Genomic DNA, 24,683 nt, shown 5'->3' with positions numbered 1-24,683 from the left:
AAAAAGTCTAAGACTATTTAATGTTACCTTTTTAAATTAGAAATTTACAAAGGTTATTATATTTAATTGGTCTCTACTTGATCTTTCAAAGAACTGGTTCATATGACCTACTTCAATCCATATTTCTGTATTTATATTATACCCAATACCAACATAAAGCCTATTTCTGTCAAAAACAGAAGTTTTTGTGTTTAAAAATATTTCGTTGTGAGCTGATAAATAATACTTGTTATTTTCCATAATATTTATTGGAATATTTAGAGATAAAAAATATCTAAAACGCATCTTGAAATTAGATTCTACAAAACGTTGTTCAAATCGATAACGATGACCTAACTTAACTTTACCAAAAGTTTGAATAGCAGTAAATTGTTGAAAAATACGATGTTGCTTTATTGTTAGAATTAGAGATGTAATTTTCTGATAAAACATATCCGTATCCTAATAGCACATTGTTTTTCTTGTTATTAAAGGTTTATACTTAACCAGTTTTTATCAATAGTTGTTCTAAGTCGCCAATTGTATTGTGGTTTCTGTATTGTACTTCGTTATGAATGCTCCATTTGGAATTTAATTTATTATTTCCAATATAAATAAGCCAATTTCCAAAATCATTGTTTTGGCTCAAAGTAATATAAGGCAGTAAAAGTATTGCTACTAACACTGTCTTTTTAATTGTATTTAATATTATATTTTTTTAAAGCTTAAATTTATCCAATAAAGGTTACTGTTCCTATATTGATATCATACATAGCACCTACAATTTTAATTTCTCCATTTTTCTCCATTTCATTGAGTATTGGAGATTCATTATGAATTCTATCAATGGTTAAAAGAATATTTTTTTCGGCAACAGCATCCACAAATTCTAAATTTTTTGAATTCCTTAAACTGAAGTCTTTAGGTTCTGTAACAGCGTTTACTGCGGGGGTAATCTTTTCAAGTAACTTAGTTAAGTTACCCATTTTGGCATTGTCACAGGCACCTTTTACTGCACCACATGCAGTGTGCCCAAGAACTACAATTAATTTAGTGCCTGCTAATTTACAAGCAAACTCCATGCTCCCTAAAATGTCTTCATTTACAAAGTTTCCTGCAATTCTTACACTAAAAATATCCCCTAAACCTTGGTCAAAAACTAATTCTGCGGATACTCTAGAATCTATACAGCTTAAAATGGTTGCAAAAGGAAATTGCCCATCACTAGTGTCGTTTACTTGCTCTAAAAGATTTCTATTGGCTTTTAGGTTGTTTTGGAACCTTTGGTTTCCTTCTTGTAAATATTGTAGTGACTTCTGAGGCGTCATTGTTGCTTGTGTTTCTCTTGTATGTGCTTTCATAAATATTGGTATTTTAAGTTGTTAAAATAAGTGAGCAATTAAGTTTGTTTATTACATCTTTAATGCTCGGGTTTATTGAGTTAGAATTGTTTTTTTCTCTGTTTACAAAAAGTAAATCAACATTGCTTTTTATTAGATAATTAGAAATGTTTTTTAAAACATTATCTCCTTTGCTAAAAATATATTCAACTGTTTTGGAGTCTTTTAAAAATGTTTCTTTATTTAAACGATCTGAATTGTTCGCAATATTAAAAGCCTTTATAGGCTTTTGGGTAGAATTTATAATGTTTTTTATCAGCTCGCCATTAGGTGTTGTATCATTAAATAAACCTAAAGAAAGTTCTTTATTTGGTTCTAAACTATGTTTATTATCAGTAATTATAATTGTTCCTTTGTGTTTTTCAAGGATAAATTGTATGATATTATCACCAAAAAAGCTTAGAACTTTAGGTTTTCTTTTCTCTAAAAAAATGATATCTGGCTTGGTTTTGTCAATATATTTAGCTATTTCGTTTTTTATATTTCCTATTGTAAAGGCGTGATTAATCGTTACATTATATTTTTTTGATATAGGACTTATTATGCTTTTTATATTTTTATCGATAGAAAAATATTCCTTATTTATAGTTCTCATTGCAGACAATTGACTTTCTTTTTCAACAACTTCTATTGGTTTTTTTGCATAGAAAAGGTTAATGTCTGCATTTAGTATTTTAGCAATACTTACACTGCTTTTTAGTATTTTACTTGTAGATTTGTTTAAATCTGAAAGTACTAATATATTATATTTATTTATTTTCATGACATTTTAACTTAAACTAATACTTGATTTTGGTCTTAATTCAAAGAACTCAATAAAACTCGAGGGGTTTTCTATAATACCTCGTTTAGAAACCAATTTGATATCAATATTTCTTTCTTTAGCTTTAAATGTAAAATCATCAAGTATTTCTATAATATCATGATCTAAGTATCTAGTTGTCATTAAGTTAATTTCTAAAAAAGTATCTCTTGGCAAACTATCTAATTCTTTTAGAATGGCTCCTTTATTAAAAAAGGTGACTTCTTCTGCAAGTGTCATTTTTATTTTATGTTTTCCATTACTTTTATCTTCAATATGGAGAAAATGAGAGTTTTGGTAACTTTTCATTAAAATAACGATGATACCTACTAAAAGTCCTAAGCCTATTCCGTATAATAAATCTATAAATACAATACCTAAAACAGTTACTGTAAAAGGAATAAATTGTTTCCAACCTAATTCGTACATTTTTTTAAATAGGGCAGGTTTTGCTAATTTATAACCAACAGTTAATAGAATTGCTGCTAAAACGGATAAAGGAATTTTATTTAATAGAGTAGGAATTAAAATAACAGAAATTAATAAAAAGAAACCGTGAATAATTGCAGACATTTTGCTTCTTCCTCCAGATTGAATGTTTGCAGAACTTCTAACAATTACTTGCGTAATTGGCAAACCACCAATAAGACCAGAGATAATATTTCCTGTTCCTTGAGCTAGTAATTCTCTATTTGTAGGTGTTACATTTTTATGCGGATCTAATTTATCTGTAGCCTCCACACATAATAAAGTTTCTAAACTTGCTACTAAAGCAATAGTAAATGCTATAACCCAAATATCTGGATTTGTAATTGCACTAAAATTAGGAAAACTAAATTGACCTATAAAAGAATCTAAATTATCTGGCACAGGAACATTTACTAAATGAGAAGCGCTAATGCCAAATTTAGAATTAGATGCGGTTACAAAAAAGTAAATAATACCCGCAACAACAGCTACTAGTGGCCCTTGTACTAATTGAAAAATTTTACCTTTTTTTGATAAAATACTACTCCAAAGTAATAAGATACCTAAACCAATAACACCTATTAAAGTAGACCCTAAACTAATGTTGTTTATAGTGTTGATAATTTCTGAAAAGGTGTTTTCACCATCTACTTGAAAGAAAGCGAAATCTCCTTCCGGATCTGCATCATAACCAAAAAAGTGAGGAATTTGTTTTAGAATTATGATAATTCCAATTCCTGTCAACATTCCTTTTATTACGGATGAAGGAAAATAATATCCAATAATTCCTGCTTTTAAAAAACCGAAAATTAATTGAATAAACCCTCCTAAGACAACAGAAACTAAAAAGTTTTCATAGCCACCTAAGGTGCCAATTGCTGTTAATACAACTGCCGCTAAACCAGCAGCGGGTCCACTGACTCCTATCTTAGAGCCACTTATACTTCCAACTAGTATTCCTCCAATAATTCCTGCAATTAACCCAGAAAAAAGAGGTGCTCCACTTGCTAATGCAATCCCTAAACATAAGGGTAATGCTACGAAAAACACTACAATACTTGCAGGTAAATCGTTTTTAATATATTTAAACATATATATATAATTTTATCTCTAAATAATTTTATTTAGAGTGTTTTAAATTTAAAAGATGATTTAACTTGTCTTAATTAACGATAGGTTATGACAGTAATTCTGGGGGTGGAGTTGTTTTTTTTGGATATTCTGAAAGGTAGTTTTTAGACTGAAAACGTACATTTTTCTTTTTTTGAATTCCAATCAATAATAAGTTACAAAAATTTTCTGTTGCATGAATTTTTATTTTTAAATCCTTAGCAGCTCCTTTTCCTTTATTCTCTTCTTCTTCTTCATTGATATCAAGAAAAAAAGCAATATCTTGAATATCATCAATCAAACTAATTACTGTAGGCGTAATCAATAGAAATGAAAATAGTAAAGTAAAAAAAAGGGCAATTATAACTTTCAATGATTTTTTTTGGTTTTTAGTAAAAATAAGAAAGGTTTTTGAAAAACGTGTTAAAAAGTGCTTAATAATTTTATATCATCAGCAATAATCCAACCAATTTTGCCATCTGCTAATTTAATCTTTTTCCAGCTATCAATTGCATCTAAAACTAAAACTTTTGTGCCTTCGTGCAAAGTAAACACTTCTTCCGAGTTAAAAGTTGGCGCATTTCTAACTTCTGTTTCTTCAGCAAAAACAATCGCTTCTTTGTTGTTTTTAGAAATTGAATACTGATTAAATGTTATTATTAAAGCTGTAATTAAAAGAATAAAACTTAGCGAACTTGTTACAAAATAGAACCGTTTTATAAAAGGAGTATCGGCAAAATAAAACAGTAAAAACAGTAAACTACCCAAAACAGAAAACACAATAATTACAATTGCCCATTGATTGTAAGAGAGTTGTTGTAGGTAATTAATATTAAATTTTTGAAATACTGTTTTTGGCAATTCTTCAATCTTATCGAGAGCTAAACGTTTTGCAAAAATTAAATTATTTTTTACATCTTCATTTAAAGGATTCTTTTTTAAAGCCTTTTCAAAGTAATAAATAGATGGCCCAACTTTATTTAATTTGTAATAAGAATTTCCTAAATTATAGTACAATTCTGATGATATTAAACCTTGAGATTCAATTTCTTTATAGCGTTCTATTGCTTTCTCAAATTTTTCGTTTTTATACAAATCATTTGCTGACGAAAACAGATCATTTGCATTTTGTGCAGCGATTGTATTTGCAATTATCAGTACTAAAAATAAGATTTTTTTCATTCGAATAAAAAATAATTACTATTTTAATATTTAATCGTTCGCTTGGTAAAGGTATGAGATTTTTTACGTACTAGGTTAATGATGGTTTAACTTACAATTGTTTATCTAATTGTACAATTACTTGTTTTGCTCTTTCAAATTCTTCCTTCATTTCTGTATTTGTAATTGGCGTATAACGCGCAAAATCCGAAGCTTTTAATACATCAATAAATTGATGTATTGTTGGCTCATCAACCTTTTTTTGTTGTAAAATCTGAGTTATATTTTCTTTGCTAATATCCGCAATTTCGATGCTTAATTTCGCTTTTAAATAATTGTGTAGCGCACGCTCTAAAGCTTCATAAAAAGCCTCTTTTTTACCCAATTGTTTTTGTGCTTCGGATAAATACTTTTTAGCCAATCTTTCTGCTTTTCGTTGTTTTCGACCAATAACATCACTATTTCGTTTTTCATTATTTTTTGCGATGACGATTCCTATTGGAATTGCAATTAAAGGCAATAATAACAATAAATAAAATAAGTTAGATTGATAAAAATCGCTACTTTCTTTAGCTTCAAAATTGCTGCTGGTTAGAATATATCTAAAATTATTTCCGGTAGAAATAACGTTTTGTTTCTGGATAGAGTTTGCGTCGCTACTAGAATTTGTTACTAATTCTTTCCCTTCTAAAACTTCAACATATAAATCATTTGTGGCAATTGTTTCGTACTTTTCTTTTGTAGGGTTAAAAAAGGAAAAAGTAGTATTTGGTATTTTATATTTGCCTTTGTATTGAGGTACAATGGTGTACACATCTGTAACAGAGCCAAAAATTCCGTCGGGCTTAACGGTTACACTTTCTTTTCTTTCTGGTTGATATTTTTCTAATTCCGCGGGAGTTTCAATCACGGGCAATTCAAATAACTTTAGATTTCCTTTTCCAGAAACAGCCACCTTAATTTGCGAAGACTCATTTGCTTTTAAATCATTTTTACTTAGAGAAACATCAAAAGAAAAAGTACCCACAGCACCTGTAAAGTTCTCTGGTTTTCCTTCTAAAGGAAGACTTTTAGGACTGATTATCTTTTTAGCAGAAGCAAATTCCTTTTTGATATTTTTTGTAATTACATTCCCAAAAAAGTCTGCTCTTCCCGAAGGAACTCCAATAACTATATCCATTTTCATAGGATCAATATTGAGATTTCCTGTTTTTGTAGGAATTAATAATGCTTTCTGAAGTACAATATACCTGTAGTTTTCATTATTGTATTTTCCGATTTTTACAGGAAAACCCTCAATTTTAATATCTTGATTCCAAAAACCATTGTATTGCGGTGCTTCCGTTACAGAAGTATCGTAAACACTTACGTTTTCGCTTACATACAATCTGTATTCTACATAAATTCCTTCGCCCACAAAAGGTTGATTTTTAGAAACCTCTGCAACTAAATGGATGTTTTGCTGCGCAATATATTCTGGATCATTTGGGTTTTCTGGAATATCAATTGGATCTAAAACAATTATTTTCATTATTTTAGAATTTAAAATGCCGCCATTATATTTTATACTTGCAGCATCAATAATAAGCTCTCCTTTTCGTTTAGGTTCAATAATATACGTGTAAGATTGTGAAAAACTTACTTTGCCGTTTATCCAAGACTGACTCACAGACTGACTCGGACCTTGAACTACTTTGAAATCTCTAAAACTTGGTGGCGTAAAATTATCTGCGCCTTGTTTGTTTATTGAAAATTCAATTCGTAAACGCTGGTTTAAGCCCAGTTTATTTTTACTAACATCTACTGATAATTCTGCATCTTGTGCAAGAATTGTAAATGATAGTAAACTTATAAAAACACATGTGTAAAGTTTCAATTGCATCGCCATCTTAAAACATCAAATTTACCAATCTTTTTCTTGTTGTACTTTTTCGCCTTTCGCTTTTTCTGCATTCATTTTCTTTTGCGTCTTTTTCTCTTCGTTATTTAAGCTTTCCAGCAATTGTTTAATTTGCTGCGGAGACATTTTTCCTTTTTGAGGTTTAGGCTTTTCATTCGGATCTTTTTTATCATCATTTTTAGGATCTGGCTTTTTATCACCTTCGCCGTCTTTATCTTTATCATCCTTTTTATCCTTATCGTCGCCGTCTTTCTTATCCTTATTTTTGTCTTTATTTTGATCGTCTTTGTCCTTTTTATCTTGATCTTTGTTATCCTTTTTATCTTTGTTTTTATCGTCTTTTTGATCTTGTTTTTCCTTCTCTAACAATTCTTGAGCAACCGCTAAATTGTAACGCGTTTCATCATCATTCGGGTTGTTTCTTAACGAGTTTTTGTAAGCATCTACCGCACCTTGAAAGTTTTTAGTTTCCATCATAGAATTACCAAGATTGTGGTAAGCCTCTGCTTTTGTAAACTTGTCTGTGGCTGTTTTTGCTGATAATTCATATTGAGGAGCAGCTTCTTTAAAATTATTATTTTGATACATGGCATTGCCTAAATTATAACTTGCTTTGTCATAATTAGCGCTGTTTTCTAATGCTTTTTTGTAAGCTACAGAAGCATCTGTATATTGTTTTTGTTGATATAATTGATTGCCATCTCTTACCATACTTCTAGCTTTTCGCTGCAATGCAATAGAATCTTTTTGGGCAAGTATTTTTGTTGATGATAAAAACATCAAGCATAAAATAAGTATGTTTTGTAATATTTTCATGGTTTATTTTTTTGCTTTTTCTTCATTAAATAAATCGACCTTTCTTAACCATTTTGTTTTCTTATCAAATAAGAAAATATCTAAGACTAAAAATAAAATTGCAATTCCTAAAAACCATTGAAATTGATCTTTATAATCAGAAAATTGCTTGGTTTCAAATTCGCTTTTTTGAGCGTTTGCAATAATATCAGAAATTTCTTTTACAGGATTTTCGGTAACATTACCGTCAATATATTGCCCGTTTGCAATTTCTGCAATTTCTTCTAAAATAGTAGGTTGACGCTTTGTAATTACAGTTTCGCCGCTATTATCTTTTTTGTAGCCAATCATAGAGCCACTGTCGCGCATTGGTATTGGGGCTCCTTTTTCTGTACCTACTCCAACGGTATAAATCTTTATACCTTTATTGGACAAATCTTGTGCCACTTGTTTGGTTTCTTCTTGATGATCTTCACCATCAGAAATAATAACTAAAAACCGATTGGTTTGTTCTTCGTCGTTGTAGTACGTTTTAGCCAATTCTAATGCTTCATTTATGGCGGTTCCTTGACTAGAAACGATATCTGGATTTGCGTTCTGCAAAAACATATTTGCAGCCGCATGATCTGTTGTTATTGGTAAAAGTGGATACGCATTACCAGCATACACAATAATACCAACTCGATCACTACCTAATTGATCTATAATTTTTGAAATGATTTGTTTTGCTTTTTCTAATCGGTTAGGCGCAATATCTTCGGCTAACATACTTTTAGAAACATCCAACGCAAAAACAACGTCTACACCTTCTCTTTTTATGGTTTTTAGCTTAGATCCCATTTTTGGGTTTACTAAAGAAATCACCAAAAAAGCAACTCCTAAAAGCAACATTATTAATTTTAAGGTTGATTTAAATGTGGATGAATTTGGGGCTAATTTTTTAAGCAATTCCGGATTAGAGAATTTACGTTGCGTTCTTTTTTTCCACCATAAAACCAACAGAAAAACAACAAGCATTGCAGGAATAATTGCTAGGAGATAAAAATAAATTGGTTCTTCTAATTTGTACATTTTATACTGTGTAATTGTTTAATCGTTTATGCGTTTAATTGTTTTTTAACTGGGACTTTCTTAAGGCATTCAACATATTCGATATTTTATAAATTCTTTCCCTTAACTTTAAATAATCATTCTCAGAAATAAATTCTAATTCTTTTGATACTATTAAATGATTTAAAACTTCCATTGTTGTACTAAATGCAATGGTTGTAAAATGTGCTTTATCTGTATTTTTAATTCTTGATGTACCCTCTGCTAAATTGGCTCCAATAGAATTTGTTGATCTTCTTATTTGACTAATTAGTCCAAATTTTTCTTTATCAGGAAAAGTAGAAGTTACTTTATAAATGTCTTTAGAAATCTAAATTGCTTCTTTTTAAACTTCTGATTTTTCAAATGAAAAAGTATACATACAATTATTGTTTTACAATTACACAATTACACGTTTTTAAATAAAACTCTTAAATAATGTGTTTCTTAATATAAATTCTAACAGTAAAAAACCAATAGCTAAAAAGACTAAGTCTCTATACATTTCTTGATAATTGTAATATTTAAATTCTTCTATTTTTGTTTTTTCGAGCTTATCAATTTCGTCATAAATTTCTTTTAAGGATGTATTGTTTGTTGCTCTAAAATATTTTCCTTGTGTTTCTTTTGCAATTTCTTTTAGCAAAGCTTCATCAATTTCTACTTGTTGCTTTCTAAAGTTTAATTGACCAGTTCTTGGGTCTTTACTCCAAGGAAAATCAGCCATTCCGTTGGTTCCTATTCCTATAGTGTAGACTTTTATACCTAATTCTTTGGCGAGTTCTGTAGCTGTTCTCGGGTCAATATTACCAGAGTTATTAACACCATCTGTCAATAAAATAATCACTTTAGATTTTGCCTTACTTTCTTTTAATCTGTTCACTCCAGAACCTAAACCCATTCCTATCGCTGTTCCGCCTTCAAGTTGTCCCCATTTTAATTCAGAGATTGTACGTTTTACAATGTTTTTATCACTAGTAATAGGTGTCTGCGTAAAACTTTCGCCTGCATAAACTACAATCCCGATTCTGTCATTTGGTCTTCTATCAACAAAATCTACAGCTACTTTTTTAAGCGCTTCTAACCTATTTGGCTTTAAATCTCTTGCCAACATACTTGCCGAAACGTCAATAGCCATTACAATATCTATACCTCTGTTTGTTTTTGTCTTTTTACTTACAGAAACATTTCTTGGTCTTGCCAATGCAACTATAATTGCCGCCAACGCTAAGATTCTTAAAAGGGATAAAACGGGTTTTAATTTCGACAAAATAGAGGTTGTTGCTTTAAAACCTTTAACACTTGGTATGGTTAAAACGGCAACATCTTTTTTGCGCATAAAGAAATACCATACGGCTAAAAGCGGAATTAAAATCAACAGCCACAAAAACTCCGGATTTAGAAATTCAAAATTATTCCAATTCATCATCTTTCTTAATTGGTTTAGGTTTTAAATTACTAATAATGTCTTGTGCATCTTTTCTGTCCTCTTCAATTTCTAACGACAAAGGTTTTGATTTGGCAAACTTTACTAAATCTGCTTCTTGCAATAATTCTTTTAGTTTTTTAATGGTTTCTTTCGATGTATTTATGGTTTGTGCTTCATTAAAATCTTTTAACATTTCTACAATTTCATCCGTAGTTTTTTCTAAAGCGGGCACTTTTAATTCGCGTTCAATATAACCACGAACAATTTCTGTTAATTCACTATAATATTCTTTAACTTTATTATTTTGCCATAATAGTTTTTCATCCAATTCATTCAATTTAAAAATAGCTTCTTCATAAGGAGGCAAAACTTTATAAGTAGGTTTATCTTCTTCAATTTTTCTTTTTCTGATAACAAACCAATAAATCCAAAAACCTATGATTGCCAAAGCTGCTAATAAAAGGTAGATATAGATTTTAAAATCATCAAACGTATACGGTTCTGCTTTGATGGTTTTTATGGGGTACTTTTTAACTTTTGTAGTATCTATTGCAACTGTAGCAACATTTATCAATAAAGAATCTGTTAAATACGCTTGATTTCTGATAAATACTTGTTGCTGCGGAATGTAATATGCACCACTATCAAAACCAGTTAAAACATACTTTTGAATAAGCATAGTATTAAGCGTATCAACCTTTACAGAATCAATAACTTCTAAGCCTTTTAAGACTAATTTTGGCAGAATAACATTGTCAATTTCATTTACAGAAATTTTTAAATTAAACTGTTCACCTATTCTAATTTGCGAAGTTTCAATTTGAGCTTTTACTTTTGGATGTTGAGCAAAAGTGATGGTTGTTATCAGTAAAAAAATATGTAAAATGTATTTTTTCATTTTTTGCTTATCTTCCTTTGTGTTTAAAATAGCCTAATAATTTTTTAATATACCCTTCATCAACTCTAGTGTTAATCGTGCCTGCGCCACTTCTTTTAAAAGTATTGATATAATAATCTGTTAAACGTAAAGCATTTGCCTTGTAATTTCTTCGGATGGTTTTTGAGGATGTATTTACCATTTGAACAGCACCCGTTTCTGAATCTAACATTTGCACCATTCCTAAATTCGGAATTTCTTCATCGTGTTTATCAAAAATTCTGATTCCTGTTAAATCGTGTTTTTTCGCAGCAATTTTTAATGTTTTTTCATAATCATCATCAATAAAATCTGATAACATAAAAACAATCGCTCTTTTTTTCATCACACTTGATAAAAATTTTAAAGCTACAGAAATATCCGTTTTTTTACTTTTTGGTCTGAATTCAATTAATTCTCTGATAATTCTTAATACGTGACTTTTTCCTTTTTTCGGCGGAATATATAACTCAATATCATCAGAAAATAAAATTAATCCTACTTTATCATTATTTTGAGTGGCAGAAAAAGCAAGAGTTGCCGCAATTTCTGTAACTGTATCTTTTTTAAATTGTGTAGCTGTTCCAAAAGATTCTGAACCAGAAATATCGACCATTAATAACATCGTTAATTCACGTTCTTCTTCAAAAACTTTTACATAAGTCTCGTTGTAACGCGCAGTAACATTCCAATCAATCGCTCTAACATCGTCACCAAATTGATATTGTCGTACTTCAGAAAAAGTCATACCACGTCCTTTAAATGAAGAATGATATTCTCCTCCAAAAATATCATTAGACAAACGTCGTGTCTTAATCTCTATTTTACGAACTTTTTTAAGTATCTCTTTAGTATCCATGGTTTCAATTGTCAGTTAACATTTATCAATTATCAGTTTTAGATTGTATGCGGATAATTGTTTATTGATAATTGATTAAGGTACTTCAACTTCATTAATAATTGCGTTAATAATGTCTACAGAAGTTACATTTTCTGCTTCCGCTTCATAGGTAATTCCTATTCTGTGGCGTAAAACATCAAAAACGACTGCTCTAACATCTTCCGGAATTACATAGCCTCTTCGTTTGATGAAAGCATAACATTTCGCAGCTTTTGCTAAGTTGATACTTCCACGAGGAGAAGCTCCAAAACTGATTAAATCCTTTAATTTAGGTAAATTATATTTTTCTGGATACCGTGTTGCAAAAATGATATCTAAAATGTATTTTTCAATTTTTTCATCCATATAAACTTCATTCACAGCTTGTCTTGCTCTTAAAATTTGTTCTACGGATATTACAGGATTCACGGTTGCATAGTCTCCAGATAAATTCTGACGCATAATGATTTGTTCATCTTGTAGTTTTGGATAATCGATAACCACTTTTAGCATAAATCTATCAACTTGTGCCTCTGGTAAAGGATAGGTTCCTTCTTGTTCAACAGGATTTTGGGTGCCATTACTAAGAAAGGTTCGTCTAACTTAAAAGTGGTATCACCAATTGTAATTTGTCGTTCTTGCATTGCTTCTAACAACGCAGATTGCACTTTTGCAGGCGCTCTGTTTATCTCATCGGCTAATACAAAATTCGCAAAAATGGGACCTTTTTTAATAGAAAAATCATTTACTTTCATGTTGTAAATCATGGTTCCAACAACATCTGCAGGTAATAAATCTGGTGTAAATTGTACCCTACTAAAACTTGCTTGTACCGCTTTAGAAAGAGTATTAATTGCTAAAGTTTTGGCCAAACCAGGCACGCCCTCAAGCAAAATATGTCCATTACCAAGTAAACCGATTAACAAACTTTCAATCATTTGTTTTTGCCCAACAATTACTTTATTCATTTCTAAAGTAAGAATGTCTATAAAGGCACTTTCTCTTTCGATTTTTTCATTAATAGCTCTTACATCTACATCCATATATAATATTTATTAAGTATTCAATTTTTTCGACCAACAAAGCTACAATATTAACAATTTTAATCTTGTTAAATTTTGGTTAAAGATAATTGGATATTTTTTCACTATTTTTGAAAACTTTGTAATCTCTAAAATCATAAATGGAAAAATTTACAGATAAATTTATTTGGAAATCATTAAAAGAAGGAGACTTAAATGCATTTTCTGTACTTTTTGAAAGCTTTTATCCAAAATTACATAGTTATGGGTTAAAAATTTCAAAAGATGTTACCATTACAGAAGATTCTTTGCAAGATTTTTTCTTGTATGTTTATGAGCACAGAGAAAGTTTAAGTGATTTAGAAACTATTGCTCCTTATCTTTTTACATCTTACAGACGTTTTTTATTGAAGATGATGAAAAAAAACGCAAAATTAAAATATAGCGATTATTCTGATGAAACTATAGTAGACCTTAAATTTACACCAGAAGAATTATTAACAAATCAAGAAACAGAGAGGTTTAAGAATGAAAATCTTTCAGAGTTATTAAACAAGTTGCCAAAAAGACAAAAAGAAGCTATTTATTTAAAATACTATAGCGGCTTAAAAGCGAAAGAAATTTCAGAAATTATGGGTGTAAATTATCAAAGCGTATTAAATACACTTCATAAGGCAATAAAGAGTTTAAAAGAAGAAGTGGCCATTATAAAATTATTTAATTAGGCTTTAACATATAATTAAGAGTATAAAAAAATAAAAATACCCTTATATAATTACATTGATATAATTAAAATGAGTAAGAAAAAATATAATACCATTAATGATTTTTTAGAAGACGCATCTTTTGAAAATTGGGCATTACAAAATAATGGTACAGACATAAATTTTTGGGAATTTTGGATTGCAAATAATCCTGATAAGGAAGAAATAGTGAACAAAGCGAAAGACCTTATTTTGGGTTTTTCTTTTGATAAAAAGTTTGTTAATAAAGAAAAAGTTGCACTTGAATGGAAAAAATTAGAAGCTAAAATTCAAGCAAAAAAAATAGCGCCAAAAAGAAAAGTTCGTTTTTTAAGACAATTTAGTGCTGCAGCATCCATTCTTTTATTAATTTCTTTAAGTTTTTATTTCACAAATAGTGATGATAAGGTTACTCATAAAACAGATTTTGGTGAAATCCTAAATATAAAATTACAAGATGGTAGTGACGTTACTCTAAACTCAAACTCTAGTTTATCGTATTATAAAAATGAAAGCAGAAAAGTTTGGCTTACTGGTGAAGCTTTTTTTCAAGTTGATAAAAAAGTAGTAACTAATGCAAAATTTTGGGTTTTAACAGATGACTTGTCTTTAGAAGTTTACGGTACTTCATTTAACGTGAATACCAAAAAGAAAAAAACAGACGTATACTTAGAAGAAGGTAATATTTGGTTAAAATTTAAAAATGGTGATGATAAAAAAATGATTCCTGGTGGTTATATTTCTTATTCATCAAAGAAAAATAAAATTTTAGAAGACAAAAATATTTTAAACCCAATCATAAAAACTTCTTGGAAAAACGGTTCTTTATTATTTGAAAACCTATCTTTGGAAAAAGCAATGGAAAAAATAGAGGAAAACTATGGTTATTCTATCGTTTTTAAAGATGAGAAAAGTAAAAACACTTTGATAACAGGAGCGGTACCTAGCAAAAATATCGATATCTGTATAAAAGCCATTGAAAAATCAGTTGATGTAATTATAATAAAAAAAGGTGATAGCTTAATTATCAGGAAGAAATAGGTGTAACTTTAAATGGGTGAATGGTTAGAAAATTAGTATTCATAAAACTTATATTAATTGTTTTTGTAACTTTTACTTTTCAAACAACAAGTGCACAAGAGCACGAAAAAAACACAATTCCTTTAGCTAGATTATTAGACGAAATTAGTAATAAGTATAAAATATTCTTCACGTACAATGCTAATTTACTTAACAATAAGTACATTCAAGAAAAAGGCTTTGCAAACTTAACTTTAAAAGAATCTATTTCTTTATTAAAAAAACTTACTCCTTTTCTATTTGATGATTTAGGAAATAACTATTATGTTATTTACACAAAAAAGGGCTTAGATGAAAATAAATTTCTTTCGAAAGTAAAAACTATCTACTCTAATGATTTTTTTGTTGACAGTACCTTTAATAGAAATAACGTAATTGTTCGTGGAATCGTTTTAAGTTCAGACAATATGCCGCTTAGTGGTGCCACTTTGCAAGAAAAGGAATCTTTAGGAGGAACAACTACAAACTTAGACGGAACTTTTGAATTTGAAATTCAAAAAGAAAATAATATTGAAATTAGTTTTTTAGGACACAATTCTAAAACATTAAAACTCAAACCAGGTCTTTTTAATACAATTATTTTATTGGCTGGTCAAGAATTGAAAGAAGTGCAAGTTGTGGGCTCTAGAAATAAAAATAGAGTGGCAAATGATACACCAGTAGCTATAGATTTTATAGATATAGAAATAACATCAACAAAAAGCAGCCAAATAGAAATAAATCAATTTTTGCAATATGCAATACCTTCATTTAATGCAACCAAACAATCTGGCGCAGATGGTGCAGACCATATAGACCCTGCAACAATTAGGGGTTTAGGACCTGATCAAACCTTAGTTTTAATTAATGGTAAAAGAAGGCATCAGGCGTCTTTAATTAACTTATACGGAACGAGAGGAAGAGGAAATTCTGGCACCGATTTAAATGCAATTCCTATTTCTGCTATAAAAAGAATAGAATTGTTAAGAGATGGCGCTTCTGCGCAATACGGTTCTGATGCAATTGCAGGTGTTTTAAATATTGTTTTGAACGATACGGATAATGAATTAAATGTAACTTCTACGCTAGGTTTTAATAATGCGGATAGCAATGCTACTTTTCCGAATAGAGTCGATGGTTTTACCTATAAGTTAGGATTAAATTATGGTACAAAAATTAGCAAAGGAGGTTTTATAAATTTTACTGCCGAAGCATTATCTGCAGATAACACAATAAGACCAGCAACTGCAGCAAGAGAAAAATTTGGACAAGCTGCCGTAAAAAATGTAAGCATCTTTGTAAATTCTGAAATCACTATTTATAGAAATACAAAAGTATATTTCAATGGAGGTTTTAATTACAAAGATACAGAGGCTTTTGCTTTTACCAGAAACCTTGACAGTGAACGAAATGTTCTTGATATCTATCCAAAAGGATTTAACCCCTTGATTACGTCAAATATTTTAGATAATTCAGTGTCATTTGGAATGCTTACAAGTTTTAAAGAATGGAATGTGGATGTTAGTAATACTTTTGGAAGAAATAATTTTCATTACTTTATTCAAAATACATTAAACGCTACACTAGAAGAAAACTCTCCAACAGAGTTTGATGCTGGAGGTCATCAATTAATACAAAACACAACCAATATCGATTTTTCTAAATATTTTTTAGCAAAAACGTATGGGTTTAATATTGCTTTGGGTTTAGAATATAGATTAGATAAATACAAAATATTTTCTGGAGAAGAAGGGTCTTATGCTTCCTACGATATTAATGGGGATTTAGTAAGTTCGCAAACTCCACTGTCAGAATATAAAAGGTATAATGGCGAAATTAGACCCGGTGGCTCGCAAGGTTTTCCCGGCTATTCTCCAGAAAACGAAGTGGATAGAAATAGATCAAACTCTGGTGTTTATTTAGATACGGAAATAGATTTTTCTAAAAAATTTATGATTGGCGCCGCTCTGCGCTATGAGTATTATAGTGATTTCGGAAGCACTTTGAATTATAAATTTGCATCTAGATATAAAATTACTCAAAAATTTAATTTAAGAGGGTCTTTTAGTACCGGTTTTAGGGCTCCTTCTTTGGCGCAAAGTTATTACAATTTAACATTCACAAATTTTATTGGAAACACCCCGTCAGAATCACTTTTAATAGCAAATAATAGTCCAATTGCTCGAAGATTTGATATTGATAGGTTAACTGAAGAAAAAGCTGTAAATTATAGTTTGGGGTTTACCGCTAAATTAAGTCCAACTTTTAACGTTACGATTGATGGGTATTATGTATTTATTGAAGATAGAATTATTTTAAGCGGTAATTTTGATGCCTCAAATTTAGGTTTAGGCATAGATAATGTTCAATTTTTTGCAAATGGTGTAGATACAGAAACTACGGGTGTAGATTTGGTTTTAAATTGGAAGAGGAAAATGAAGAACAGTGAATTATCATTGGATGTTTCTGGTAATATTAATCATATGATTATTACAGATATTAAAAATAAAATGTTAGATAAAGAAACTTTTTTCGGCGAAAGAGATCAACAATTTTTATTAGCATCTGCTCCTAAAAGTAAATTTAATCTTGGTGTTAATTACCAATACAAAAAACTAAAAACATCTTTAAATTTTACGAGATTTAGTGAAATAAAATTAATTGATTGGCAAATAGCTCAAGATGTATCTAATTTCAATAATTCTGAAACTGAAAGGTTAAAGTCTGCAACAGATATTTATAAACCAAAAATAACAACAGATTTACACTTTAGTTATCAATTAAATAATACAATTAACGTACAATTAGGAGCTAATAACTTGTTAAATATTTACCCAACCAAACAAAATACTTTTACTGATAGTGGTGGTTTGTGGGATGCTACACAAATGGGAACAAATGGCTCGTTTTACTATACAAAATTGAATTTAAAACTTTAATCTAAAAGAATTCTGCGAGTCCGTGCATTAATATTTTTGTTGAAATAATTACTCCTATAGAATTTACTGTAAACACACTGTCTTTCAGGAGTTTAAAAATAACAATTATCTTTTTATTATTTTTTTAAAAAATAAGTCAATTTTTAAGGGTATATTTTTCGTTTTACTGTCTTATATAATAAAGGGGTGTGTGCTTTTTAATGCAAATAACTCTAAGAGTGCATACCCTTAAGACTACTGGTCAAGAGAGGGTTTTCAAAACAGTTGGTTTTCATCAAACCAAAAATATAGTTTTTTTCCCTTGATATCTATATGGCGCTGCTTACCCGAGCTCGTTTCTTTAAGACAAAGACCTACTGCGCACATTTATTAACTAAAAATTTATTTATTTATGAGACAAAAATATTTATTAAAACTATGTACCGTGGCTATGACGTTCCTAATACCTCTTGGTTTCATGGCACAAACAATTAAAGGAAAAATTACAGACTCTTCTGGGGGTACTTTACCTTACATGAATGTAGTTGAAAAAGGAACTAAAAATGGAACTGTCACAGATGATAATGGAGAATTCTCTATTACAGTTAAAAGTTTACCAACTATAATTACTGTTTCTTCAATGGGTTTTGCAACAAAATCTGTAAAAGTAGCGAATAGCGATTACTTAACAATTGTTGTTCAAGAAGACAACGCGTTAAATGAAATTATTTTAGTTGGTAGTAGAGGGAAACCAAGAACTGCTTTTGATTCTCCAGTACCAATTGACAACATTAAAATATCTGAATTAACACAAACAGGTCAGGGAGTTTTAGATCAGCAATTAATGTTTAAAGTACCTTCTTATAATTCTACGCAGCAACCTGTATCGGATGCTGGGGCTCATTTTAGTCCGGCAGATCTTAGAGGTTTATTTCCGAGTAGAACACTTGTTTTAGTAAACGGAAAAAGAAAGAACGCGAGTGCATTGGTATATAGTTATGTAACTCCTGGACGAGGTGAAGTTGGTGTAGATATGAAATCTGTTCCTTCAGCAGCATTAGAGCGCGTTGAGATTTTAAGAGATGGCGCAGCTGCTCAATATGGTTCAGATGCGGTAGCTGGTGTTATCAATTTAGTCCTAAAAAAATCAATGGATCCATTTGTAAATACAAGTTATAGTGTAACTAGTGAGGGTGATGGAGAACAATATCAACTAGAAACAGGTTTTGGAGTTAATATTAGAGATAAAGGTTATGCAAATTTCACTTTTAATTATTTTGATGCAAAACGCACACAACGTGCAGGAACTGTTACAAGTGTAGAAGATGAAGCGGGATATTGGGGCGTTACAGATGCAACTGATTTTAACACAACCGATTTAACTGCTTTTCTGGATAAAAACCCAAGTGCAGGTTTTCAAGTTGGTACGCCGGATATGACAATTACGAATTTTTCATATAATATGGGATATACATTAGATGAAGAAACAGAAACTGAAGTATATTCTTTTGGAACATTAACAAACAGAAGTGGCGCTGCACCACAATTTGCAAGAGTTCCTTATTGGGTAGGTGGTTTTCAACAAATATATCCTGGACAAGATTTTTTCTTAGCAGAAATGGCTCCTCAAATTGTAGATAATACCCTAGCAATAGGAATAAAAACTGTTTATAATGGATGGAATTTTGATTTGAGCTCAACTACGGGTAAAAATAGAATTGATTATTATATTAATAATTCTTTTAACCAATCATATGGTGCAAGTAGTCCATCAGATTTTTATAATGGGGCTCATCAGTTTAGTCATGTTGTTAATAATTTAGATGTGGTTAGAACTTTTGAAGGAGACGACGATAGATCTATTTCTGTAGCTTTTGGCGCAGAACATAGAACAGAACGTTTTTTAACTGAAGAAGGCGAATTGGCTTCTTATAATGATGCTACTCCAAATATAGCGGATAGAACAGGTTCTGAATCTTTTGGTGGTTTTAAGCCAGAGAATGCATCTGATGATTATAGAAGTAATATAGGAATCTACACAGATATAAGTGCAGATCTTTCGGAGTCTTTTTTAGTTGGAGGAGCGTTGCGTTTTGAAAATTATTCAGATTTTGGGTCTAACGTAAGTTGGAAATTAAATTCAAGATGGAAAACTGATAATGATAAGCTAGCAGTAAGAGGATCTGTAAGTAGTGGTTTTAGAGCGCCGTCATTACACCAAATGTTTTATACAGCTATCACAACTACTTTAACTGCAAACGGAATTCAACAAAACGGAATTCTTAACAACTCTGATCCAGCGCTTAGAGCATTGGGTATTCCTGAATTAAACCCTGAAACCTCTAACAGCATTGGTGCTGGTATTTCTTATCGAATTACTAGAAAACTTGGTTTTACTTTAGATCTTTATCAGATAGATGTTAATGATAGAATTGCACTTTCTGGTCAAGTAACGCCAACCGGGGACCCTTCAAGTCCTATAGATCAAACTTTAGATGCTGTTAATGTAGGGGCCGCAGGGTTTTTCTTAAATGCAATTGATACTAGGACTAAAGGTATTGATTTAGTATTTAGTTATGATAATATTAAATTAGGTGATGGTATATTAAGTGGTAGCATTGCTGCCAACTTTAATAAGACAGAAGTAACAGGGTTTAATTATCCAAAATTTATAGAAGATAATAATTTACAAAATGCAATTTTTTCTAGAGAAGATATTTCTAGAGTTGAGTCTTGGAGACCAAGACAAAAAATTATTGCTTCTGCAAATTATAGAATTGACAAGCTTACAGCAGGTTTATCTTTTATGAATTATGGATCGGTAACGTATAGACACGCTTCTGATGCTTCTAACGATGCAACTTTTGGGGGTAAAACTTTAACCGATATAAACGTTAGTTATGAATTAACAGATAAACTAAACCTTACAGTAGGGGTTAACAATTTATTTAATGTGTATCCAGATACTTTTGCTGATGCATATAGTAAAACTGGTGGTGTACCTAACGATAGAAATTTAGATTTTGTAGGTAGATTTAAATACCCTTGGCAAACAACTCAATTTGGTATTGATGGTACAAGAATATTTACAAAATTAGCATTCTCGTTCTAAAATATTTCGAACTGGTAAACCAATACCAGTATGATTGGTTTATTTAGATTAATAAAAAGTGCCACTCGAAAGAGTGGCACTTTTTTATTTATAAGAAAATAAGTAGAAAGCATTCAATTTTATTTTGTAAGCGAAAGTACCTTTCTTGTGCAGGAGTCAAAGTAAAATTTATCGGAAATAGTATATCAAGTAGGCACTAACACTCACAAACGAATGGGAATTATTTTTTACCTTTAAATAACTTATTAAATATGTACCCAACTAAACAAAATAATTTTACTGATAGTGTTGGTTTATGAGATGCTACACAAATGGGAGCAAACGGCTCATTTTAGTATACAAAATGGAATTTAAAACTATAACTATTAAACATTTAATTGGTTTTTGTTGTTTTCTTTGAAAAAAAAGTAAATTTTTAGGGTATCCTTTTTGTTTTTCTGTCTTATATAATAAATCGGTTCTCTCTTTTTACTGAAGTAAGGCCTAATTAAACACATTTATTAACTAATAATGGCTAAGTTCTAAAAAGCATATTGTTTATAGCTATTTCTTTGAATTGTATCCAGACTTGATTAGAAGCTAATGCAATACTAGCAAGTGTTGCCATTTTATTGGTCTTATTCTTTATTTTTTCTAGTACCAAAAACCAGTTTAAATAATTTTGCAGATATTTAGTTGCTACACCATTAAAGGATTCCATAAATTTCCTCAATCTCATATCCATATTATTCACATTCTGAACATGATATATTTTATCAACTGTTTTCTGTCCTTTTGATGCGTTGAACTTCTTATGAATAATTGTATTAGATTTTGCAAAGGCAGCATAACTTCTATGACTGTCACTGCAAAGTACTGTTGCTTTATCGAGCTTACCTTGATACACCTTGTTTAGGTCTTTTTTACTAATTCGTCCTGTTGTAACCACTTCAAAATCCTTATTTCCAGAACGATCGCAGGTAGCAATTACGGCTACTTTTTCATTAGATATACCTGCTTTGCTAGCTTTTTCTCCTCGTTTCTTAGGTTTTCTTTCTAAAGTACGATTCCCTTTTTCTGAAATTGGAAAAAACAAATCATCACTCTCTACAATACCTTCAAATTCGGATACTGAAACGCTAGAAAATGAGGTTAATAATTTATGACGCCAATCAAATGAGGTCTGAATTGAGATTCCTGTTTCCTTTGCACTTTTTCTAATACTATAGCCCGATAGTAAACAATAAAGATACTTGTTAATCTTGTCTTTCTTTTTTAATGCAAACCAAAATTTCCCTGTCGTTTCACTAAAGTTTTTACCACAACCATTACACAAATAGCGTTGTACGCCTTTTAATGTACCGTTTGCACGTATGCGTTCGCTTTTACAATGAGGACAAGTAACTGCTTTTCGTTCTTTATCTTCTTCTAAATGTGAACCCGATGTTGATAAAGACAGTAAAGAGTTTACAATATCTTGTTGGATAATTAAGCTACTGCTCAAAAAATAATCTCTAAAATCAGATGGTATCATAAATGTTCTTTTTTGCTAAGATAACACATATTTAATTTAGAACTTAGCCAAAATTTATTATTTGAATTATTAAAATGCTGCTTTTTTTAAAGCAGCATTTTTTTTATCTTTATTTTAAAAATATCACAGATATGCAAAGCTTGTATTCTAACGGATTTGAAAAAATTTATGATGAAATGTATCAAACATTTATAGATTATAAAGAGGAGTTTACTTTTTATAGTGCTATTTTAAAGCAACATCAAAAGAACCAAGTTTTAGAAATTGGTTGTGGTTCGGGCAACTTAGCAAATATTTTTATTGATAACAAGTATGTGTATAGTGGTTTAGATTATAGTTTAGACATGATTAACCTTTGCAAATCTAAAAATCCTGAAAACAATTTTATTTTAGGTGATATGACAAATTTTTCATTAAAAAATAAAACTGAAAGTATTTTAATTACTGGCAGAACTTCTAGCTATTTATTATCAAACAAAGACATTTCTGGCTGTTTAAAATCGATTCATCAAAATTTAAAACCAAACGGATTGTTGTGTTTTGATTTTATAGATGCTAGCCGATTTTTTAAAGAAATAAAAGGTGGTCAAGAGGTGAAACACACGGCTGCCTTTCATCAGAAAAAATACGAAAGAATAAGTTTTTTTAATACCAATACATCCGAAAATTTAATGTTTATTTGGGATGCAAAATATTATGAAATAAACGCAAATAAAACAAAACTAATTGCAAAAGATTCATCCGAAGTTAGAGCTTTTACCAAAAATGAGTGGGAATTATTTTTACATATAAATAACTTGAGTTATACGCTTAGCGTCTGTTTTATTTGATTTTGATATATTGGTTTACTTTCTACCATTCTATTAATCGTTTTATGAAATATGCTGGTTTTAAATTGAGATCGATTAATTCTAAAACAAAACTCATCAAAGTATGCTTGAATATGCCATTTACTTACATGGGTTGGTATTGCTCTCAACCATGACTTAACTTGCATAATCACAATGTGTAATTGTTTGAAATTAGCACCATTATTACTATATATTTGGTCAATGTCATACATCTCTTTTAAAGGTTGGTAACCTCTCCATTTATCAGTTACTATTTTAGCAGATGTACTTATATGCTCTTCAAATATCGGGGTTAATGATTTTGCAGAATAGTCTTTGATGGATCTGATATAAACTCTTTTAACTTTATTGCCATCTGTTAATTCTACTGCGATAACAGCCTTTTTCTTTTTCGTATCATAACTTCTTCCTTGTTTGCCTTCTTCTTTCCCTCCAACAGTAAATTCATCAACATGGATTAATTTCTCTAAAGGATATTTTTGACTGCTTTTCATTGCTTTACGCACTTTTTGCATGAAATACCACGCTGTTCCTTGGCGAATGCTAAAACGTTTTCCCATTTGAATACTTGAAATACTTTTACTACTTGTACTCATTTCAAAAACCACACAAAAGGCTTTTTGCAATCCAAATTTAACTTTATGAAATAAGGTGTTTGCAGTGGCGCTTTCTACGTGTTGACAGTTATAACAATGGTATCTATAATCTACTTTTTCACAGCCTTTGGTATGACCACATTTCATACAAGTAAATCCATCTTGCCATTTTATTTTGGCTAAATACGCTTTACACGCAGCATCATTTGGTAATTCTTTTATAAAGTTTAGTATATCTTGACCTTCAAATTGTTCCATATCTCTTGTTTTAAAGGTTATAATATACGGAAATTAAATGACTAACTCAATAAATAACTTTAAATTGGTGGAATTTATAGACAGGAAAAGTTATGCTTTTGATACGTATGTTGTAGTTGCTAAAAAAATATAATAATGATACAATACACAAAAGCGCAATCTAATAACGAGTTAGAGCAAATTTTAGAACTTCAGAAAAATAATTTATTCGAAAACTTATCTGAAGAAGAAAAAAAAGAACATGGTTTTGTAACCATCAAACATACGTTCGAAATCTTAAAAGCCATGAATGATGTTTGTCCGCATACAATAGCTAAATTTGAAGACAAGGTTGTTGGTTTTGCGCTGTCTATGACCAAAGATTTTGCTGAAGATATTGAAGTTTTAAAACCAATGTTTTATGAAATTTCTAAACTAGTTTCTGATGAAAAATACATTGTGATGGGGCAAATTTCTATTGATAAAGATTTTAGAAAGCAAGGCGTCTTTAAAGGACTGTACGAATTTATGAAAACAGTTATTTGTTTAAACACCTTCGATGCTATAATCACAGAAATAGATATTAAGAACGAACGCTCACTTAATGCGCATGAATCTGTTGGTTTTAAGGTTTTAAAAGATTTCAAAGCGGGTGATAAAAACTGGAGAATCGTTTTATTGAAAATATAATTTAATAACCAAT

Annotated in this window: 23 protein-coding genes and 1 pseudogene; 6 read left to right on the top strand and 18 right to left on the bottom strand. The window is 30.1% G+C overall.

The window, feature by feature from the left end; genetic code table 11:
- Nucleotides 1–36: 36 nt before the first annotated feature.
- From BST83_RS21580 to BST83_RS21565, 16 genes and pseudogenes are all read right to left on the bottom strand, one after another.
- Entirely contained in the window at nucleotides 37–432 is a 396-nt protein-coding gene (locus BST83_RS21580) for a DUF2490 domain-containing protein (RefSeq protein WP_367889183.1), read from the bottom strand.
- 49 nt (nucleotides 433–481) lie between these two features.
- Entirely contained in the window at nucleotides 482–664 is a 183-nt protein-coding gene (locus BST83_RS21575) for a DUF2490 domain-containing protein (protein ID WP_367889182.1), read from the bottom strand.
- Nucleotides 665–710: 46 nt separating this feature from the next.
- Complete coding sequence (locus BST83_RS16190) at nucleotides 711–1,340, bottom strand: carbonic anhydrase family protein (protein ID WP_104810676.1); 630 nt, start codon at nucleotides 1,338–1,340, stop codon at nucleotides 711–713.
- A 13-nt stretch (nucleotides 1,341–1,353) separates the two neighbouring features.
- A complete protein-coding gene (locus tag BST83_RS16185; RefSeq protein ID WP_104810675.1) occupies nucleotides 1,354–2,142 on the bottom strand; it encodes a universal stress protein in 789 nt (262 codons plus the stop codon).
- Nucleotides 2,143–2,148: 6 nt separating this feature from the next.
- Nucleotides 2,149–3,741 carry a SulP family inorganic anion transporter gene (locus tag BST83_RS16180; RefSeq protein WP_104810674.1) on the bottom strand — a complete coding sequence of 531 codons (1,593 nt, stop codon included), beginning with the start codon at nucleotides 3,739–3,741 and terminating at the stop codon, nucleotides 2,149–2,151.
- 85 nt (nucleotides 3,742–3,826) lie between these two features.
- A complete protein-coding gene (locus BST83_RS16175) occupies nucleotides 3,827–4,132 on the bottom strand; it encodes a hypothetical protein (protein WP_240614794.1) in 306 nt (101 codons plus the stop codon).
- A gap of 50 nt (nucleotides 4,133–4,182) precedes the next feature.
- On the bottom strand, nucleotides 4,183–4,941 hold the full coding sequence (locus tag BST83_RS16170) for a tetratricopeptide repeat protein (protein WP_104810672.1): 759 nt from the start codon (nucleotides 4,939–4,941) through the stop codon (nucleotides 4,183–4,185).
- A 91-nt stretch (nucleotides 4,942–5,032) separates the two neighbouring features.
- Nucleotides 5,033–6,802, bottom strand: coding sequence for a BatD family protein (locus BST83_RS16165; protein ID WP_104810917.1), 1,770 nt, complete (start codon nucleotides 6,800–6,802; stop codon nucleotides 5,033–5,035).
- A 21-nt stretch (nucleotides 6,803–6,823) separates the two neighbouring features.
- Nucleotides 6,824–7,636: a tetratricopeptide repeat protein gene (locus tag BST83_RS16160; RefSeq protein WP_104810671.1), complete on the bottom strand. Its 813-nt coding sequence runs from the start codon at nucleotides 7,634–7,636 to the stop codon at nucleotides 6,824–6,826.
- Nucleotides 7,637–7,639: 3 nt separating this feature from the next.
- On the bottom strand, nucleotides 7,640–8,686 hold the full coding sequence (locus tag BST83_RS16155) for a vWA domain-containing protein (RefSeq protein ID WP_146092185.1): 1,047 nt from the start codon (nucleotides 8,684–8,686) through the stop codon (nucleotides 7,640–7,642).
- 34 nt (nucleotides 8,687–8,720) lie between these two features.
- Complete coding sequence (locus BST83_RS16150; protein ID WP_302849494.1) at nucleotides 8,721–9,023, bottom strand: four helix bundle protein; 303 nt, start codon at nucleotides 9,021–9,023, stop codon at nucleotides 8,721–8,723.
- Between the two features lie 99 nt (nucleotides 9,024–9,122).
- Complete coding sequence (locus BST83_RS16145; RefSeq protein WP_104810670.1) at nucleotides 9,123–10,130, bottom strand: vWA domain-containing protein; 1,008 nt, start codon at nucleotides 10,128–10,130, stop codon at nucleotides 9,123–9,125.
- On the bottom strand, nucleotides 10,117–11,031 hold the full coding sequence (locus tag BST83_RS16140) for a hypothetical protein (protein ID WP_104810669.1): 915 nt from the start codon (nucleotides 11,029–11,031) through the stop codon (nucleotides 10,117–10,119). Before BST83_RS16140 ends, BST83_RS16145 begins: the two co-directional genes overlap by 14 nt.
- Before the next feature lie 7 nt (nucleotides 11,032–11,038).
- Nucleotides 11,039–11,908, bottom strand: a complete 870-nt coding sequence (locus BST83_RS16135) for a DUF58 domain-containing protein (RefSeq protein ID WP_104810668.1) — start codon at nucleotides 11,906–11,908, stop codon at nucleotides 11,039–11,041.
- 75 nt (nucleotides 11,909–11,983) lie between these two features.
- Complete coding sequence (locus BST83_RS21570) at nucleotides 11,984–12,433, bottom strand: AAA family ATPase (protein WP_367889200.1); 450 nt, start codon at nucleotides 12,431–12,433, stop codon at nucleotides 11,984–11,986.
- 63 nt (nucleotides 12,434–12,496) lie between these two features.
- Nucleotides 12,497–12,867: pseudogene (locus BST83_RS21565) on the bottom strand (AAA family ATPase); the annotation flags it as partial.
- Between the two features lie 245 nt (nucleotides 12,868–13,112).
- Here BST83_RS21565 and BST83_RS16125 point away from each other — a divergent pair.
- From BST83_RS16125 to BST83_RS16110, 4 genes are all read left to right on the top strand, one after another.
- Complete coding sequence (locus BST83_RS16125; protein ID WP_104810667.1) at nucleotides 13,113–13,676, top strand: RNA polymerase sigma factor; 564 nt, start codon at nucleotides 13,113–13,115, stop codon at nucleotides 13,674–13,676.
- Nucleotides 13,677–13,745: 69 nt separating this feature from the next.
- Nucleotides 13,746–14,735, top strand: a complete 990-nt coding sequence (locus BST83_RS16120) for a FecR family protein (RefSeq protein ID WP_104810666.1) — start codon at nucleotides 13,746–13,748, stop codon at nucleotides 14,733–14,735.
- A gap of 20 nt (nucleotides 14,736–14,755) precedes the next feature.
- Nucleotides 14,756–17,692, top strand: a complete 2,937-nt coding sequence (locus BST83_RS16115) for a TonB-dependent receptor (RefSeq protein WP_104810665.1) — start codon at nucleotides 14,756–14,758, stop codon at nucleotides 17,690–17,692.
- 391 nt (nucleotides 17,693–18,083) lie between these two features.
- Complete coding sequence (locus BST83_RS16110) at nucleotides 18,084–20,783, top strand: TonB-dependent receptor (protein WP_104810664.1); 2,700 nt, start codon at nucleotides 18,084–18,086, stop codon at nucleotides 20,781–20,783.
- A gap of 514 nt (nucleotides 20,784–21,297) precedes the next feature.
- Here the strand turns inward: BST83_RS16110 and BST83_RS16105 are convergent.
- On the bottom strand, nucleotides 21,298–22,296 hold the full coding sequence (locus tag BST83_RS16105) for an IS1595 family transposase (protein WP_104809245.1): 999 nt from the start codon (nucleotides 22,294–22,296) through the stop codon (nucleotides 21,298–21,300).
- Nucleotides 22,297–22,427: 131 nt separating this feature from the next.
- Between BST83_RS16105 and BST83_RS16100 the strand changes: the two genes are divergently transcribed.
- Nucleotides 22,428–23,126, top strand: a complete 699-nt coding sequence (locus tag BST83_RS16100; RefSeq protein WP_170062802.1) for a class I SAM-dependent DNA methyltransferase — start codon at nucleotides 22,428–22,430, stop codon at nucleotides 23,124–23,126.
- Here the strand turns inward: BST83_RS16100 and BST83_RS16095 are convergent.
- The gene (locus tag BST83_RS16095) at nucleotides 23,099–24,001 is read right to left on the bottom strand and encodes an IS1595 family transposase (RefSeq protein WP_104808686.1); all 903 of its coding nucleotides are present in this window, start codon (nucleotides 23,999–24,001) and stop codon (nucleotides 23,099–23,101) included. The two genes, BST83_RS16100 and BST83_RS16095, sit on opposite strands and share 28 nt — an antisense overlap.
- 135 nt (nucleotides 24,002–24,136) lie before the next feature.
- Here BST83_RS16095 and BST83_RS16090 point away from each other — a divergent pair, with 135 nt between their 5' ends.
- Entirely contained in the window at nucleotides 24,137–24,670 is a 534-nt protein-coding gene (locus BST83_RS16090) for a GNAT family N-acetyltransferase (protein ID WP_104810662.1), read from the top strand.
- Nucleotides 24,671–24,683 lie beyond the last annotated feature (13 nt).

The sequence above is a fragment of the Polaribacter filamentus genome (genome assembly GCF_002943715.1).
Taxonomy (GTDB): Bacteria; Bacteroidota; Bacteroidia; order Flavobacteriales; family Flavobacteriaceae; genus Polaribacter; species Polaribacter filamentus.
This window is presented reverse-complemented; position numbering and strand designations above follow the sequence as displayed.